The sequence below is a fragment of the Pseudomonas sp. NFACC13-1 genome, from assembly GCF_900104425.1.
GTDB lineage: Bacteria > Pseudomonadota > Gammaproteobacteria > Pseudomonadales > Pseudomonadaceae > Aquipseudomonas > Aquipseudomonas fluorescens_AA.
In genome coordinates this window covers 16,178-31,235 of record NZ_FMXV01000040.1, presented here as the reverse complement: position 1 = coordinate 31,235, position 15,058 = coordinate 16,178, and the positions used below count along the sequence as shown (strand labels likewise).

The window sequence follows — 15,058 nt, the reverse complement described above, 5'->3', positions numbered from 1 at the left end:
CATGCTGTATCTGTGCTTGAAGTACATCCATGTGATCGCTGCCATTTTCCTGTTCGGCTTCGGCATGGGATCCTACCTCTACCTGATCGCCGCCAGCCGCACCGCCAATCCGCAGGTCATTGCCCATGTGGCCAGGACGGTCGTCCGGTTCGATACCTGGATTACCACGCCGGCGGGTTTCATTCAGATAGTGACGGGTTACCTGCTAACGAGACTGGCCGGACTTCCCCTGACCACCGAATGGATCATGACGTCGTTGATCATTTTCCTGTGCGTGGGGGCGTTGTGGCTGCCTGTGCTGGTGTTCCAGAAGCGCTTGTACGTGATGGCGTCGAGCGCGGCGGGGGATGGACACACGCTCGAAGATCGATACTCAACCGTGTATCGGAAGTGGTTCTGGATGGGGGTTCTGGGCTTTTTGGGGATGTTTGTCATTGTGCTGATCATGGTGACGAAGATGACGCCACAGCAGTGGGTCGAGCGACTCCTGGTCTAAATATCGATCCGTTGCACCGGGACCATTGTCTCGCCTGGCTGAGCAAGGGGGCGAGTTTGGGCGATGGGGATGAATGTGTGTCTAACACGATGACTTCAAGAGCATGATCCGATCCATGAGCGATGACACCTACACCCTGTACATGCGTTTCCAGACGCCCGATCCTGAGGTCGGCCCACGGGAGCGGGCGCCGATGCTTGCTCAGGAGCAGGCCTGGGCGCGTGAGCGTGCGACCATGCATCGCTTCAGCTGGATCATGGTGCTGGTGCCGCCGTTGTGCCTGGGCCCGGTGTTGCCGGGCATCGCGTTTTTGCTGGGGCTGTTGGTCTACCAGGGGTTATCCGCCCCAGGCGTCGACCTTGACCGGATCGTGGGGGATTCCCTTGGCTGGCTTGTGCTCGTCACCTTGCTGTTCATGGCTGCCTGGGGCCTGCATAACTACTTGCGCGATAAGCGCGACCCGACCAAGCGTTATTGGCAATCGATGCCCGATCGAGGGCTGGTCGAACTCGAACACCACACCCTCATCTGCGGCATCAGCCTGTGGTCCAACGACTATGATCCGGACTGCAACACCCTCATGCAATGGACCGACGGCAAGCTGAAATGCGTGCAGGACAGCGGCGTGTCGCAATGGATCCTGGCCCGGACCGCTGCGGGACATTGGCTGGTGCTCAAGGAGCAATATCCGGGCAACTTCAGCTACGCACGGGTAGGGCAAATGCCCGCACCGGACAAGCTGCTGCAACCCCGGCAGCACCTGGCGATTGCTTTCGCCCCCGGCACGAACCTGCAGCTGGGCCGGCGTTTCGACGGTGCGCCGATGCCATTGGTGGATACGCCGTACTGGATGTCTGCCGATGAACTCAAGCGTCTGGAGGAGGCCGCCCATCACTGGAGATTTTTACCGCCGAACCGCTATGGGGTGGTCAATGACCAGGACGCCGCCTGGGTGCAACGGCTGGTGGACAGGGCCCAAGCCAGTGTCGGGCCGCAGCCGGCGAGAGATCGCAGCCCAGCGCGGCGGGAGCAATCGCCCACGCCACCCTGAATTGAACACATTCCCGGAATGTCCGGCCGGTCACTGAAGCCAGGTGTCCACCACCCGCCGATCCAGTTCCTCCCAATCCGCCATGCCCAATACCCGGGTGGTATTCAATCCGCGCAGATAACCGCGCAGTTGGTTGGCCGTGGCTCGCTTGAGCTCCGGGTCGGGTTCTGTGTCGCTCAACAGCACGCTTTCGTACTGGATCAGGTAGTCAGCCACCCGCTCACGGAAGTCGGGCAATACCGCGTCGCGAATCAGATAAAACGTTCTCATGGATAGGCCTCATCAATCTTTCTCGGCTTGCAACTATTGCTAGGAGTAATAGTGACCATTACCAAATGCAAGTTCTGCTTTGCCGGCAATCATTGGAAAATCAGCGCCATCGAACACGCAGCCCCGTATTTTTATTTTCAGGACCCTGACCATGCGCCGTTTATTCTTGCTGCCCCTGGCGTTTTCCCCATTGTTGCTGGCCGGTTGTGCCTCGGCACCGAACGATCCGACCCTGACCTTGCAAACCAGCAAGACGCCGGCCCAATACGCCGAATGCGTCGTACCGAAATTGCAGGGCAACGCCTTGAACCCGGTGGTCTCGCAGACCCAGCGCAGCTACCGCATCGTGGTGCCGAGCAAAGTGTCGGCGGACAACGTGCTGGAAGCCTACAAGGCCGGCGACGGCGGCAAGGTGTTCATCTACGAGCGGCACTTGCTGGCCTCCAACCTCCTGCCTTCGAGTTTCGAACGCGCCGCACAGGAATGCATCTGACCGGCCCGTAAACGCTTTTCACCGTGCTCCTTTGGTTGGCCGCAACCAACCAATTTCCCTTGCCCCGCACCGTCCTCGGTCGCGGGGCTTTTTTTTGCCTGCCGGTTCAGGTTCGCCAATCGTCCGCCCGGATGAACTCGATGAGCGCTTTCAGGGCCGGTGGCACATGGCGTCGGCTGGGGTAATAGAGAAAAAACCGGCTTGGCGGCGCTTTCCATTGCGCAAGCAGTTCCGTGAGATGCCCATTGCGGAGGTCGTCGCGCGCCAGCTCCTCGTAGACGTAGGCAATCCCGGCGCCATCTTTCGCCGCCTGGATCATCAGCGCATCGTCTTCGAGAATGAGCGGACCGGTGACGGACAATCGGATCGGTTGTCCCTCTGCCTGATATTCCCAGGCGTAGAGTTTGCCGCTGGGAAAACGCCGGGCGATGCAGGCATGGTCGAGCAAGTCCCGTGGAGCCTGGGCGATTCCCTTCGTGGCCAGGTAGGCTGGCGCGGCTACGGTCACGAACGATTGAGGGGGGCCGACAGGGACGGCGATCATGTCGCCGGCCAGGCTTTCGCCAAAGCGCACGCCGGCGTCAAAGCCGCCGTTGACGATATCGGTCAAGCCATCATCGGTGACCAGGTCCAGTTGAATGCGTGGATACCTGGCCACGAACGGCGCGAGCACCTTCGCAAATACCGCACGCGCCGCCGGACGCGCCACGTTGAGGCGAAGCTTGCCGGCGGGCACGTCCTGCAGCGAGGTCAATTGGGTCAAGGCTTCGGCAACCTGCTGCAGGGTCGGGGCCAGCGTTGCCAATAGCTGGTGGCCGGCCTCGGTCGGGGTAACGCTGCGCGTGGTGCGGTTGAGCAGCCTGACACCCAGGCGTGCTTCCAGGGCTCGCATGGCGTGGCTCAATGCCGAGGCCGAAACGCCACGCTCGTCGGCGGCCTTGCGAAAGCTGCGATGGCGAGCGACGGCGGCAAAGGCATCCAGTTCGGAAAGGTCGGGGTGCTGACTCATGAGTGCGGTTCAGTAGTTCAAATACGATTACCCATCTTATCGTCATGAGATCGCTCGCCGATACTGCCCCGCATCATCTGTGGAGAACTCGCTATGCAAAAGAATCGTCTTGGATCATCGGATTTGCTGATTTCGCCCATTGGCCTGGGAACCTGGGCCATTGCTGGCACCGGTTGGGAATACAGCTGGGGCGCGCAGGACGACGAGGACAGCCTCGGTGCTCTTGAATATGCCGTTGAATGCGGGGCGAACTGGATCGATACGGCGGCGGTTTATGGCTTGGGCCATGCCGAGCAACTGGTCGGGCAGCTGTTGCGCCGGCTGCCAGCTTCGCAGCGCCCGTTGGTGTTCACCAAGGGCAGTCTGGTCTGGGACCCGGTCACCAAGGCGATCTCACACTCGCTGGCGCCTCGATCGTTGCTCTCCGAGGTCGAGGCAAGCTTGCGCCGACTGCAAGTCGAAACCATCGACCTTTATCAGATTCACTGGCCGGCCTTTCCTGCCGACGGCAGCAGCGAAGGGCTCGAGAACGCGCTTGCGGCGTTGGCCACCGCCCGCGACCAGGGGAAAATTCGCGCCATCGGCGTCTCCAATTTCGATGTCGCGCAACTCAAACGGGCCCAGGCGGTGACCGAGGTCGTTTCACTCCAGCCGCCTTATTCCGCCTTGATGCGGGACATCGAGCAAGATGTCCTGCCATTTTGCGAGCAGGCGGGAATGGGTGTCTTGGCCTATTCCACTCTTCAATCGGGGCTGCTTTCCGGCAGCATGACGCGCGGACGCATCGCCCAATTGCCCGACGACGATTGGCGCAAGGCGCGAAGCGCCGACTTCCAGGAGCCTCGCTTGAGCGCGAACCTGGCGTTGGTCGAGGTCTTGGCGGGTATCGGCGAACGGCACGGGGTCAGTGCGGCGGCAGTCGCCATCGCCTGGGTGCTGCGCAAGCCGGTGGTGACCGGCGCCATCGTCGGAGCCCGTCGCCGCGGGCAGGTCGATGGGCTGATCGCCGGCGCGCAGTTGCGCCTCAGTGCCGGGGAGATCGAGGAGATTCGACCCTTCCTGCCATTGGGCATGGGCACCAATGTTCCAGGGAGCGCTTGACCGTTTGTCGTGCAGGCGCTCGCTGGGATGAGCGGGTTTGACGCTTCGCTGCATAACCGGCACTATTTGCTCGTTTTTGATCATTAGTGCTCGTTTATGCAGGTTGTACGTCATGACTTCTCCCCACGAAGCGTTCCCCGGCGAACGCCAGCAATTGATCAGCCAGCGTCTCGCCCGGTATGGCCGGGTGATCGCGGCTGACCTGGCCAGTGAATTCAATGTGTCCGAACACTCGATCCGGCGTGACCTGGGGGTATTGGCAGCGGCGGGGTTATGCAAGCGTGTTTATGGCGGCGCGATACTTGTGCCGGCTGCCGAAGGGTCGCTGGATGTACGCGTGCGTAAGGACCCGGTACGCAAGGGCAGCCTTGGCCAAGCGGCCGCTGCATTGCTGCGCGCGGGCCAGCACGTGTTCATCGATGCCGGGTCGACCAACCTGGCGATTGCTGGCGCCATCGATCCGAGCCTTCAGTTGACCCTCTCCACCAATTCGCCGTTGATTGCGGTTCAGCTGATGAAACTGCCCCGTGCCGAAGTCATTCTCTTGGGGGGGCGCTTGAATCCCATCGCCGGTGGTGTGATCGGGCTGACGGCGGTGGAGCAATTGCGCCAGTTCAGTTTTGACGTGTGTTTTCTGGGGGCCTGTGCCATCGATCCAGACAACGGGGTCACGGCATTCGGCCTGGAGGATGCAGAGTTCAAGCGCGCAGTGGTGGCGGCGAGTGGGCAAGTGATTACCGCGGTGACCAATGAAAAGCTGTCCAGCGTTGCGCATTATCAGGTGGTTTCTTGTGAGGAGGTCGCCGCCCTGGTGGTGGAGCACGATGCGCCACGTGAGCGGCTGGAGCCCTTCTACGGCCGGGTGACCAACGTCGTGACGGGTGTCCGTGAGCAGCGGCGTAGCTGATGCCTTTGCGGCGCAGGGCAGGGCAATCGGGTAGATACTGCGCGCCCCCCATTGTCCGCCAGGCGATTTGCGTCTAGTTTGCTGGCCGATCACAAGTACAAAAAATCAGGAGTCATCGATGCAACCGATTCGTCTCGGCCTGGTGGGCTACGGCAAGATTGCCCAGGATCAACACGTTCCAGCCATCCACGCCAACCCCGCGTTCCAACTGGTGGCGGTCGCCACGCAAGGACAGCCCTGCGCCGGGGTGGAGAACTTCCGATCCCTGGGCGAGTTGCTCGAAAACGGCCCGCATGTCGATGCGATTGCGTTTTGCACGCCGCCGCAAGGTCGATTCGCCCTGGTGCAACAGGCGCTGGCGGCCGGTAAACACGTTCTGGTGGAAAAGCCGCCGTGCGCCACGTTGGGTGAAGCCATGGCCTTGGTGGAGCAGGTTCGCGAGCAAGGTGTCAGCGGCCTGTTCGCCTGGCATTCCCGTTACGCCCCTGGCATCGCAGCCGCCCGTGACTGGCTGGCCAGTCGCACCTTGCGCAGTGTGCAGATCGATTGGAAAGAAGACGTGCGCAAGTGGCACCCCGGCCAGGCGTGGATCTGGCAACCCGGCGGCCTGGGAGTCTTCGATCCCGGCATCAACGCGTTGTCGATTGCGACTCATCTGTTGGCGCTGCCGTTGTTCGTGGAGGCCGCCGAGTTGCGCGTGCCGGACAACTGCCAGTCGCCGATTGCCGCCAGCATCAAGATGGCCGACGCGCGCCACCTCGATATCCGGGCGGAGTTCGATTTCGACCATGGCCATGACGAGCTCTGGAGCATCGAGATTCGCTGCGCCGAAGGCGTCCTGCGCCTGGACAACGGCGGTGCGCTGTTGAGCATCGACGGCGTGCGCCAGGCCGTCTCCGAGGAGGGCGAGTACGCGGCGGTGTATCGACATTTTCAGCAACTGATCAACGACAAGGCCAGCGACATGGACCTGCAGCCACTGCGGTTGGTCGCGGACAGCTTCTTTGTCGGCAGTCGGACGGCGGTCGAGCCGTTCTACGATTAACCCAGGGAACTGCAGTTGAACGAACAGACATTGTCCATGCGCCTGGAGCGCGTGGCGGCGCATATGCCGGCGGGGGCGCACCTGGCCGATATAGGCTCGGATCACGCGTACCTGCCGGTGGCCTTGTTGCGCCGTGGCGTCATTGCGACGGCGGTGGCCGGCGAGGTGGCGTTGACACCCTTGCGCGCCGCCGAACGCACCGTGGGCGAGAATGGCCTGGAGCAGCTGGTCAGCGTGCGCCTGGCCAATGGCCTGGCGGCAATCGAGCCGGAAGACGGGATTACGGCGATCAGCGTCTGCGGCATGGGCGGCGAGACGATCCGTGACATCCTGGACAGCGGCAAAGCACGGCTGAGCGGGCACGAGCGGCTGATTCTGCAACCCAACGGCGGCGAACAACCGCTGCGCCAATGGCTGATGGAAAACGACTACCGCATCCTTTGCGAGGAAGTGCTGCGGGAAAACCGCTTCTACTACGAGATCATCGTCGCCGAGCGCGCCGGGCCAGTGACGTATACCGCCGAGGAGCTGTACTTCGGCCCGCTGCAGATGCAAGCGCGAACCCCGACCTTCCTGGCCAAGTGGCAACGCCTGCTGCGTCAGAAACAAAAGACCCTCGCCAGCTTCGCCAAGGCACGGCAAGCCGTGCCCGAAGAGAAGCTGCAGGACATTGCACGGCAGGTTCGGTGGATCAGTGCGCTGCTGGCTTGAGTTGCATCGAGGTTGGATGTGCCGACGTCATCGCGAGCAAGCTCGCTCCCACAGGGCGTTGCGCAAGTCCCTTTTGTGGGAGCGAGCTTGCTCGCGATGAGGCCATCAGTGACTTCACTGATTCGAGAAATGCCGCCTTCTCCGGCTGCCCGACTACCGACCCATCAGGGGGTAGTGCTTGATACGACACGCATACGAGTTACCGTCGCCTTTACAGACACCATCCAGGTAGCGGTAGTCCACCCGTACCGACTGCCCTTTGCCGGGCCATTGCCGGCGGGGGAGCGTGGCTTGGTAGTCCGGGGTTTCCGGGGTGAAGGTCAACAGTGAGCCTTGCGCGGGACACTCCACCGAGGCGGATTTGGACCTGACTTTCACGACCTGCGCCTGAAGTTGCGGGTAGGGTTGTTTCAGGACCTCGACGATCCGCAGCTCCATCTGGCAGATCTGCCACGTCGAGGCCTGGACGGGCTCGCACAGGAAGGGGAGCGTCAAGGCAAGCAGCGCGAGGCATGCTGCGTGGGGGTTCATGGCCGCTGGCCTGGATTGCTGGCTCACCCGTAAAGCCCCATCAGCGAGAAAGACCGGTCAGCGCTCAGTGCGACGATCTCGGTCAGCGAATGCAGGAGCACCGGCACCAGCAGGCCACCGCTGGCCACCCTGGCGACGGCGAACACGCCTCCACAGGCGAAGATCAGCACGATCGTCATCCAATTTCCGTATTGGATGTGCATGCCGGCGAAGACGGCCGACGTCACGATGATCGCGATCCATGTCCAGGCACGGCTGTTCTCGTAGGGAAACAGCCGGAACATGTAATGGCGGAAAAACAGCTCTTCGGCGATGGGCGGCAGCACGATCAGCGAGGCAATCTTGATCGTGGCCTGCCAACGATTGAGCCCGTCCAGAAGCTCGGCCATGAACACCTCACGGGGCAACCCGAGCACGAAGACGGCGACGCCGAAAAGCAGGTAGGTCCCGACAATGCCGATCGCCCCCCACCGCAGGGGTTTGCCAATGGCATGACCGCGCCACTGCGGGCGCGAATCGGCACGGTATTGCAGGGCGAAGAGGCCGAGGAGGACGAGCGCGGTGAGCCCCGAGGTGGTCGTGAACATCAGATAGGCCTGCATGTCCGCAGGCACGAAAAGGACCTCGGGCATCGCGGCCAGGAAGACGACCACAGTGGCCAGCACCAACATCCCGAGTCGGGGAAAGAAGCGGTAGGGCGATAAAGTGGCGGCGGGTGCAAACTCAGGGGCGGCACTTAGATTCGTCACAGTCACTCCATGAGTGCAAGGAAAAAGGCATGATGCCAGTGTTTTGATCGTCTGGGATGAGTTCCTATCGGCTTTGTGGAGAGGTAGGCAATTGGCATCTCACTAAGTCGAACGTGTGGCGTAAGGAACAGGCATCCATGCAACTGCACCACCGCCATCGCGAGCAAGCTCGCTCCCACACTCGATCTCCAGTGGACACGAACCCCATGTTCAACCCAGACCCCCTGTGGGAGCGAGCCTGCTCGCGATGAGGCCCGCCAGCCCAACATCCATGCAGCTGAACCACCGCCATCGCGAGCCAGCTCGCTCCCACACTCGATCTCTAGTGGACACGAACCCCATGTTCAACCCAGACCCCCTGTGGGAGCGAGCTTGCTCGCGATGAGGCCCGCCAGCCCGACATCCATGTAGCTGAACCGCCGCTATCGCGAGCAAGCCTGCTCAAAGCTGCTTCGAGCCCCCGCCAATCTGCCAGACATACGGTGGTTCCGTACCGTTGATTTCCCAATCACCAATAATGCGCTCCTTGTAGATCAATGGATTATGCGAGGCCGCGGTGCGGGCATTGCGCCAGTGACGGTCGAGGGCCTTGCTGGTACTGGTGGCCGAAGCACCGAGGGCATTGAACAGGTCGCTGGTGGCGCGCAGCACCAAGTCGGAAATCACCACCTGGGCCTGGGCCGACTCCAGTTCGGCGGCGATGTTGGCGGTGTGCTCGGTCTCGGCGTCCTGGCTGAAGCGGCTTTCGTAGGCACGCTGGGAGGCGCTCGCGGCGCGCAGGGTGGTGGCTTCGGCGGCATAGACCTGGGCCGATGCCCTGCCGACCACTTGCTGCACCTGCACGTCCTGGCTCACTTCGCTGGCATTGCCGGTGCTGAAGACCCGCGTGCGTTTACGCACTTGCTCGGTGATGTCATGAACCGCCGCGCGGCCGGCGCCGGTCAGCACGGCCAGCAACACCAGTTGATAAAACGCGGTCTGGTATTTGAAACGGGTAGAGAAGTCGATGAGGTTTTCCGCCTCGACCAATGCATTCTCGAACAGCGACGTCCCGCTGCCGGTGGTGCGCTGGCCGAAGCCGTCCCAGTCATCGCTTTGCTTGACGCCCGGCTGGTGCACACGGACGGCGGCAATCACGTCGGCGCCGTTGTCGTCGCGCTGGGCATACACGTCGATCCAGTCGGCGAAGATACTGCCGGTGCTGTAGTACTTGGTGCCGTTGACGACCCATTGATCACCCTGGCGGGAAACCCGGGTGACGACTTCGCCGATTTTCACCGCGCCGACTTCCGTCCAGGCATTGCCCACCAACTCCCCCTCGACAAAGCGCTTGAACCAGGTGCCCTGTGGGCTACTGGCGTGGGCGTTGAGGCGGTCCTCGACGAATGCGAAGTGCCCGCGCAAGGCCTGGGGCAGGTTGGAGTCGGCTTCAGCCAGTTCGATCAGCAATTGCAACAGCTGCGGCAGTGAGGCCCCGGCGCCGCCATATTCGACCGGTACGCGGACGGCGCCAAAGCCGGCTTCCTTCAGCCACTTCACCTGTTCAAAGGGCAGGCTGCGTGTCTGCTCACGCTCCAGGGCGCCGGCCTGGATGCGTGCAAAGATCGGCCGGAAGCGTTCGGCCAGGGGCTCATAGTCGGTGCCTGTGGAAAGGATCGGCGGCAGGTGGTGTTGCTGTGCGGTCATGTTGATATTCCTTATGGGTGGCGAGTCGGTGGGCAGGGGAAAAATCTGCCGGTGCCAAAAGCCATTGCACAGTCCATGCCCGAGGCCCAACGCCCGTAAATGCTGGGTCCATACGGCGTTCATCAGCGAAAGGGCTGTCCTGGCCGCGGACAATCTGTTGCGCAACTGTGTGCCGGGCAACAGTTGCCGCAACGGACATCGACGGGCCAGGTGTTCGCCAGGCAACAGTGGAACAACAGCTTGTCCGTCGGGCGACAGTGCAGTGATTGGGTTGTTAGTTTAACTATTTGATTAATAAGGAAATATTCAACTGGCACGGTTGCTGCTCTACACCTTGTGCAGACGCTGAGGTGGCGTCTCCAGGCATGGGGTAAGCGATGAGCAAGCAATTCAAAGTGGTGGCGGTGTCAGGCAGCGTGCAGCACCCGTCACGCACCCTGGCACTGCTCCAGGCGTTGGTGGACCGGCTCGGGCAGCAACTGCCGATCGAGGTGCGCTTGATCGAATTGGCCAAGGTCGGTCCACAGTTCGCTGGGGTGTTGCGTCGCGAGGCGTTGCCAGCTGCTGTGCAGGAGGATCTGCATGCCATTGAATCGGCGGATCTGTTGATCGCCGCCAGCCCGGTGTACCGAGCCTCGTACACCGGCCTGTTCAAGCACCTGTTCGATTTCGTTCATCACGAAGCCCTCAAGAACGTACCGGTGCTGTTGGCCGCGACAGGCGGCTCGGATCGCCATGCCTTGATGATCGATCACCAGTTGCGGCCCCTGTTCGGCTTCTTCCAGGCCCTCAGCCTGCCAGTGGGGGTCTATGCCAGCGAAACCGATTTCAGCCAATACCGGATCTCCAGTGCGCAGGTGCTGGAGCGTATCGAGCGCGCCGTCGAGTCGGCGTTGCTGAGTCTGGTCCCGAGTGCCCGGCGTGACGCCAGTGCTGCCTGATCCTTTTTTCCTTTCAAAACGAGCCGTGGAGTACATGCAATGAGCCAGGACACGATCAAATTTGCCTACTGGGTGCCCAACGTCAGTGGCGGTCTGGTGGTCAGCAAAATCGAACAACGCACCGACTGGGGCATCGACTACAACCGCAAGCTGGCCCAGATCGCTGAAGCGGCCGGCTTCGACTACGCCCTGTCGCAAGTGCGCTTTACCGCCGGCTATGGGGCTGAATACCAGCACGAGTCCGTCGCGTTCAGTCATGCCTTGCTGGCCGCCACCACGCGCCTGAAAGTCATCGCCGCAGTGTTGCCGGGGCCGTGGACGCCCTCGGTGTTGGCCAAGCAGATCGCAACCATCGACCACCTGACGGGCGGCCGTGTGGCGGTCAACATCGTGTCGGGCTGGTTCAAGGGCGAGTTCACCGCCATTGGCGAGCCGTGGCTGGAGCACGATGAGCGCTATCGCCGTTCCGAAGAGTTCATCACCGCGCTCAAGGGCATCTGGACCACCGACAATTTCACCTTGCGCGGTGATTTCTACCGCTTCCACGACTACACCCTCAAGCCAAAGCCACTGCAGCAGCACCCGGAGATCTTCCAGGGCGGCAGCTCACGTGCGGCTCGGGACATGGCCGCCCGGGTATCGGACTGGTACTTCACCAACGGCAATACCGTGGAAGGCGTCAAGGCGCAGATCGATGACCTCCAGGCGAAAGCCGCGGCCAACAACCACAAGGTCAAGGTCGGCGTTAACGCCTTTGTCATTGCCCGCGACACGGAAGAAGAGGCGCGTGCGGTCCTCGCCCAGATCATCGACCAGGCCGATCCCGAGGCCGTCAATGCCTTTGGCGATGCGGCGAAGCAGGCCGGCAAGTCCAGCCCGGAAGGCGAGGGCAACTGGGCCAAGTCCAGCTTCGAGGACCTGGTGCAATACAACGATGGCTTCAAGACCAACCTGATCGGCACGCCGCAGCAGATCGCCGAACGCATCGTCGCGCTCAAGGCGGTAGGCGTGGATCTGGTGCTCGCCGGTTTCCTGCACTTCCAGGAAGAAGTCGAGTATTTCGGTCGTAAGGTCCTGCCGCTGGTGCGTGAGCTTGAGCAGCGCAAAGTGGCAGCCAAAACAGCGGCGGTCGCTTAGGCGCGGGAGGCAGCATGGGCACGTTCACCGACACCCTCGACGCGGTCCCGGCCAGCTTGCCCCAGTGGTTGCAGCGCCAGGCGCTGGAGCATGGCACGGACGTCGCGCTGCGCCACAAGCACCTGGGTGTCTGGCAGGAGCGGACCTGGGCGCACGTAGCCGATGAGGTGCGCCGTTTCGCCAGTGCCCTGCAAGCCCGCGGTTTTGCGGCGGGCGCGACCCTGACGATCATCAGTCGACCCAGGCCGCAGGCGTTGCTCGCCGCCTTGGCCGCGCAATGGCTGGGCGGCGTGGCGAGTCTGTTCGACCCGCTGGAGACGGCGGCCGAACAAGTGCAACGGCTCGCCACGCTGCAGCCGGATTTCGTCCTGGTCGAAGGCGTGGAAGAAATGCTGCGTCTGCGTGCGGCGCAGGTGGCCGTGGGGGTGTGGGTCTACCTCGATAAGCGTGGCCTGTCGGATTCGGCGCCATTTGCGCAAGCGCTGGATTACGCCGCGTTGGCTGCCGAGCGGTCAATCGTTGACCTGGCCCCGCAAGGGCAAGTGCTGCAGACGGCCTTTATTTTTTATCGCGGAAGTGGACGGGCGATGGAGGAGCAACGCGTCAGCCACGCCGAACTGTTGCATGAGGGGCAGCGGTTGTTGGCGCGCGAAGGGCTGGGCCGGCAGGAAGAGGCATTGGCCGCACGGGCGTTCGCCTCGGGCGGGCAAGCTCGCTATCTGCTGGCGCCCTGGCTGATGGCCGGTTTTCGCCTGAACTTCCCTGAGAACCTGGCGACCCGTGATCGCGACCGTCGCGAGCTGGGCCCGACGCTGGTGGCCGGGACGCGGGAAACCTACGAGCGTTTGCACCGCTATGCGCTGGAACGTTTGCCGGAACCGGGCGGTTGGTCGCGCGGGCTGGTGGACTGGGCATTGGCAGCGCAGCCGGGGCTGTTGCAACGGCACCTGGGGGACTGGCTGGTTCGCCGGCCGTTGCGCGACGTGTTGGGGTTTTCCCGGACCCGCGCGCCGCTGCTGGTGGGCGATGCCTTGGCGCCCGAAACCCAGGCATTTTTCCAGGCATTGGGGATCGCGGTTCGCCAGTGGGACGACGGGGCCCACTGGCAAGCGCCGCCGAACCTGGTGCAGCACACCACCGATGACTGGACGGGTCTCCAGTCGCAACTGGCCTGAGAGGAGACGCCCCATGACCCAGACGGCCATCACGCATTTGCTGGAGCTGGAGCATATTTCGCTGTCATTCAAAGGCGTCAAAGCCGTCACGGACATCAGCTTTCGCGTCGCCGCCGGTGAGATCTGCGCCTTGATCGGCCCCAACGGCGCCGGCAAGAGTTCGCTGCTGAACGTCATCAGCGGCGTGTACCAGGCCCAGGACGGGCACATCCGTTTTGATCGACAGGAGCGGCGCCGGATGCGCCCCCACGACGTGGCGGTCCGCGGCATTGCCCGGACATTCCAGAACATCGCGCTGTTCAAGGGCATGAGCGTGCTCGACAACGTGCTCACCGGACGCAACCTCAAGCGCCGCAGTACCTGGATCGAACAGGCGCTGCGCATCGGTCGCGCCCGGGCCGAGGATGACCGTCAGCGCGAAGCGGCCGAGCGTGTCATCGCGTTCCTGCATTTGCAGCCTTGGCGCGACGTCCTGGTGGGCACGCTGCCCTATGGCTTGCAGAAACGGGTGGAGCTGGCCCGCGCGCTGGCGGCGGAGCCTCGGCTGTTGCTGCTGGACGAGCCCATGGCCGGAATGAACGCCGACGAGAAGCAGCAGATGAGCCGCTTTATCGTCGACATCAACCGTGAGCTGGGCACGACGGTGGTGTTGATCGAGCACGATATCGGCGTGGTCATGGACATCAGCGACCACGTGGTGGTGCTCGATTACGGTCGCAAGATCGGCGACGGCTCACCTGAAGATGTACGGCAGAACCCCGAGGTCATTTCGGCCTACCTGGGCACTCGCCACTGATACCGGATATTCGACGCCTTCCCGCCAGGGAGGGCAGGCAAGTTGCGTCCGCAGAATAGGAGCGGCGATGGAATTTTTCTTTGAAGTATTGATTGGCGGGTTGCTGGCGGGGGTGATGTACGCCTTGGTGGCCATCGGTTTCGTGCTGATCTACAAGGCCTCCGGGGTGTTCAATTTTGCCCAGGGTGCGATGGTGCTGTTCTCGGCGCTGACCTTCGTCAGCCTGGTGGAGCGCGGTGTGCCGTTCTGGCTGGCGTTCGTCTTCAGCCTGGCGGCCATGGTGCTGATCGCGGTGGCGGTGGAGCGGGTGGTGCTGCGGCCCTTGGTCAACCGTTCGCCGATCACGCTGTTCATGGCCACCCTCGGGCTGTCCTACGTCATCGAAGGTTTCGCCCAGGCACTGTGGGGCGCCCAGGTGCATGGCCTGGAACTGGGTATCAGCGATGAGCCGCTGGAGTTGGGTGGGATGTTGTTGTCGCAGTTCGACATTTTTGCCGCAATGACCGCGGCGTTCCTGGTGCTGCTGTTGTCCTGGCTGTTCAACAAGACCCGGCTCGGATTGTCGTTGCGGGCGGTGGCCGATGACCCGCTGGCGGCGTTGGCCGTGGGCATTCGTTTGCAGCGGGTCTGGGTGGTGGTGTGGGCAGTGGCGGGGTTTGTCGGGCTGGTCGCCGGCCTGCTCTGGGGCGCTCGCCTGGGCGTGCAGTTCTCGCTCTCGCTGGTGGTGCTCAAGGCCTTGCCGGTGCTGATCATCGGTGGGTTCACCTCCATCAGCGGGGCGATTGTCGGTGGCCTGATCATCGGGGCTTCGGAGAAGCTGGCGGAGGTTTACCTCGGGCCCTTCATCGGCAGTGGCATCGAGAACTGGTTCCCCTACGTGCTGGCGCTGTTGTTTCTGCTGGTGCGTCCGGCGGGGTTGTTTGGCGAACGGGCCATCGAACGGGTTTAGGGAGAACACTC

General features: G+C 62.6%; 17 protein-coding genes. 12 read left to right on the top strand and 5 right to left on the bottom strand.

Annotation, left to right across the window (positions count from 1 at the left end):
* Position 1: 1 nt before the first annotated feature.
* Both BLQ55_RS29460 and BLQ55_RS29455 read left to right on the top strand, forming a co-directional pair.
* Positions 2-496, top strand: a complete 495-nt coding sequence (locus tag BLQ55_RS29460; RefSeq protein ID WP_092259029.1) for a DUF2269 family protein — start codon at positions 2-4, stop codon at positions 494-496.
* A gap of 115 nt (positions 497-611) precedes the next feature.
* Complete coding sequence (locus tag BLQ55_RS29455; RefSeq protein WP_092259026.1) at positions 612-1,547, top strand: hypothetical protein; 936 nt, start codon at positions 612-614, stop codon at positions 1,545-1,547.
* 30 nt (positions 1,548-1,577) lie between these two features.
* Here BLQ55_RS29455 and BLQ55_RS29450 read toward each other — a convergent pair whose 3' ends face one another.
* The gene (locus tag BLQ55_RS29450) at positions 1,578-1,817 is read right to left on the bottom strand and encodes a hypothetical protein (RefSeq protein ID WP_092259023.1); all 240 of its coding nucleotides are present in this window, start codon (positions 1,815-1,817) and stop codon (positions 1,578-1,580) included.
* 151 nt (positions 1,818-1,968) lie between these two features.
* Here BLQ55_RS29450 and BLQ55_RS29445 point away from each other — a divergent pair, with 151 nt between their 5' ends.
* Positions 1,969-2,310: a YajG family lipoprotein gene (locus tag BLQ55_RS29445; RefSeq protein ID WP_092204573.1), complete on the top strand. Its 342-nt coding sequence runs from the start codon at positions 1,969-1,971 to the stop codon at positions 2,308-2,310.
* Positions 2,311-2,416: 106 nt separating this feature from the next.
* On the opposite strand, the gene BLQ55_RS29440 is transcribed toward BLQ55_RS29445, so the two are convergent.
* Entirely contained in the window at positions 2,417-3,319 is a 903-nt protein-coding gene (locus BLQ55_RS29440; protein ID WP_092259020.1) for a LysR family transcriptional regulator, read from the bottom strand.
* Positions 3,320-3,412: 93 nt separating this feature from the next.
* On the opposite strand from BLQ55_RS29440, the gene BLQ55_RS29435 reads away from it, so the two are divergent.
* The 4 genes from BLQ55_RS29435 (at position 3,413) to BLQ55_RS29420 (ending at position 7,083) form a co-directional block, all read left to right on the top strand.
* Positions 3,413-4,420, top strand: coding sequence for an aldo/keto reductase (locus BLQ55_RS29435; protein ID WP_092259017.1), 1,008 nt, complete (start codon positions 3,413-3,415; stop codon positions 4,418-4,420).
* Between the two features lie 112 nt (positions 4,421-4,532).
* Positions 4,533-5,327: a DeoR/GlpR family DNA-binding transcription regulator gene (locus BLQ55_RS29430; RefSeq protein ID WP_092204576.1), complete on the top strand. Its 795-nt coding sequence runs from the start codon at positions 4,533-4,535 to the stop codon at positions 5,325-5,327.
* 118 nt (positions 5,328-5,445) lie between these two features.
* On the top strand, positions 5,446-6,372 hold the full coding sequence (locus tag BLQ55_RS29425; RefSeq protein WP_092204577.1) for a Gfo/Idh/MocA family protein: 927 nt from the start codon (positions 5,446-5,448) through the stop codon (positions 6,370-6,372).
* A gap of 15 nt (positions 6,373-6,387) precedes the next feature.
* Positions 6,388-7,083 carry a tRNA (adenine(22)-N(1))-methyltransferase gene (locus tag BLQ55_RS29420; RefSeq protein ID WP_092259014.1) on the top strand — a complete coding sequence of 232 codons (696 nt, stop codon included), beginning with the start codon at positions 6,388-6,390 and terminating at the stop codon, positions 7,081-7,083.
* Between the two features lie 153 nt (positions 7,084-7,236).
* On the opposite strand, the gene BLQ55_RS29415 is transcribed toward BLQ55_RS29420, so the two are convergent.
* The 3 genes from BLQ55_RS29415 to BLQ55_RS29405 form a co-directional block, all read right to left on the bottom strand.
* On the bottom strand, positions 7,237-7,614 hold the full coding sequence (locus tag BLQ55_RS29415) for a hypothetical protein (RefSeq protein WP_092204579.1): 378 nt from the start codon (positions 7,612-7,614) through the stop codon (positions 7,237-7,239).
* 23 nt (positions 7,615-7,637) lie between these two features.
* Positions 7,638-8,363, bottom strand: coding sequence for a CPBP family intramembrane glutamic endopeptidase (locus tag BLQ55_RS29410; RefSeq protein WP_256326663.1), 726 nt, complete (start codon positions 8,361-8,363; stop codon positions 7,638-7,640).
* A 441-nt stretch (positions 8,364-8,804) separates the two neighbouring features.
* The gene (locus BLQ55_RS29405; protein WP_092204581.1) at positions 8,805-10,049 is read right to left on the bottom strand and encodes an acyl-CoA dehydrogenase family protein; all 1,245 of its coding nucleotides are present in this window, start codon (positions 10,047-10,049) and stop codon (positions 8,805-8,807) included.
* Between the two features lie 377 nt (positions 10,050-10,426).
* Between BLQ55_RS29405 and msuE the strand changes: the two genes are divergently transcribed.
* The 5 genes from msuE (at position 10,427) to BLQ55_RS29380 (ending at position 15,047) form a co-directional block, all read left to right on the top strand.
* Positions 10,427-10,990 carry an FMN reductase gene (gene msuE / locus BLQ55_RS29400; protein ID WP_092259008.1) on the top strand — a complete coding sequence of 188 codons (564 nt, stop codon included), beginning with the start codon at positions 10,427-10,429 and terminating at the stop codon, positions 10,988-10,990.
* 39 nt (positions 10,991-11,029) lie between these two features.
* Complete coding sequence (gene sfnG / locus BLQ55_RS29395) at positions 11,030-12,127, top strand: dimethylsulfone monooxygenase SfnG (protein ID WP_027911753.1); 1,098 nt, start codon at positions 11,030-11,032, stop codon at positions 12,125-12,127.
* Between the two features lie 14 nt (positions 12,128-12,141).
* The gene (locus BLQ55_RS29390) at positions 12,142-13,302 is read left to right on the top strand and encodes an AMP-binding protein (RefSeq protein ID WP_092259005.1); all 1,161 of its coding nucleotides are present in this window, start codon (positions 12,142-12,144) and stop codon (positions 13,300-13,302) included.
* 13 nt (positions 13,303-13,315) lie between these two features.
* Positions 13,316-14,098, top strand: coding sequence for an ABC transporter ATP-binding protein (locus tag BLQ55_RS29385; protein ID WP_092259002.1), 783 nt, complete (start codon positions 13,316-13,318; stop codon positions 14,096-14,098).
* A gap of 67 nt (positions 14,099-14,165) precedes the next feature.
* Positions 14,166-15,047, top strand: a complete 882-nt coding sequence (locus BLQ55_RS29380; RefSeq protein WP_092258999.1) for a branched-chain amino acid ABC transporter permease — start codon at positions 14,166-14,168, stop codon at positions 15,045-15,047.
* Positions 15,048-15,058 lie beyond the last annotated feature (11 nt).

Excerpts from the sequence above, each read along its gene's own strand:
- BLQ55_RS29460 (WP_092259029.1), top strand. The coding sequence starts at position 2 with ATGCTGTATCTGTGCTTGAAGTACATCCATGTGATCGCTGCCATTTTC.
- BLQ55_RS29455 (WP_092259026.1), top strand. The coding sequence starts at position 612 with ATGAGCGATGACACCTACACCCTGTACATGCGTTTCCAGACGCCCGAT.
- BLQ55_RS29450 (WP_092259023.1), bottom strand. The coding sequence starts at position 1,817 with ATGAGAACGTTTTATCTGATTCGCGACGCGGTATTGCCCGACTTCCGT.
- BLQ55_RS29445 (WP_092204573.1), top strand. The coding sequence starts at position 1,969 with ATGCGCCGTTTATTCTTGCTGCCCCTGGCGTTTTCCCCATTGTTGCTG.
- BLQ55_RS29440 (WP_092259020.1), bottom strand. The coding sequence starts at position 3,319 with ATGAGTCAGCACCCCGACCTTTCCGAACTGGATGCCTTTGCCGCCGTC.
- BLQ55_RS29435 (WP_092259017.1), top strand. The coding sequence starts at position 3,413 with ATGCAAAAGAATCGTCTTGGATCATCGGATTTGCTGATTTCGCCCATT.
- BLQ55_RS29430 (WP_092204576.1), top strand. The coding sequence starts at position 4,533 with ATGACTTCTCCCCACGAAGCGTTCCCCGGCGAACGCCAGCAATTGATC.
- BLQ55_RS29425 (WP_092204577.1), top strand. The coding sequence starts at position 5,446 with ATGCAACCGATTCGTCTCGGCCTGGTGGGCTACGGCAAGATTGCCCAG.
- BLQ55_RS29415 (WP_092204579.1), bottom strand. The coding sequence starts at position 7,614 with ATGAACCCCCACGCAGCATGCCTCGCGCTGCTTGCCTTGACGCTCCCC.
- BLQ55_RS29405 (WP_092204581.1), bottom strand. The coding sequence starts at position 10,049 with ATGACCGCACAGCAACACCACCTGCCGCCGATCCTTTCCACAGGCACC.
- msuE (WP_092259008.1), top strand. The coding sequence starts at position 10,427 with ATGAGCAAGCAATTCAAAGTGGTGGCGGTGTCAGGCAGCGTGCAGCAC.
- sfnG (WP_027911753.1), top strand. The coding sequence starts at position 11,030 with ATGAGCCAGGACACGATCAAATTTGCCTACTGGGTGCCCAACGTCAGT.
- BLQ55_RS29390 (WP_092259005.1), top strand. The coding sequence starts at position 12,142 with ATGGGCACGTTCACCGACACCCTCGACGCGGTCCCGGCCAGCTTGCCC.
- BLQ55_RS29385 (WP_092259002.1), top strand. The coding sequence starts at position 13,316 with ATGACCCAGACGGCCATCACGCATTTGCTGGAGCTGGAGCATATTTCG.
- BLQ55_RS29380 (WP_092258999.1), top strand. The coding sequence starts at position 14,166 with ATGGAATTTTTCTTTGAAGTATTGATTGGCGGGTTGCTGGCGGGGGTG.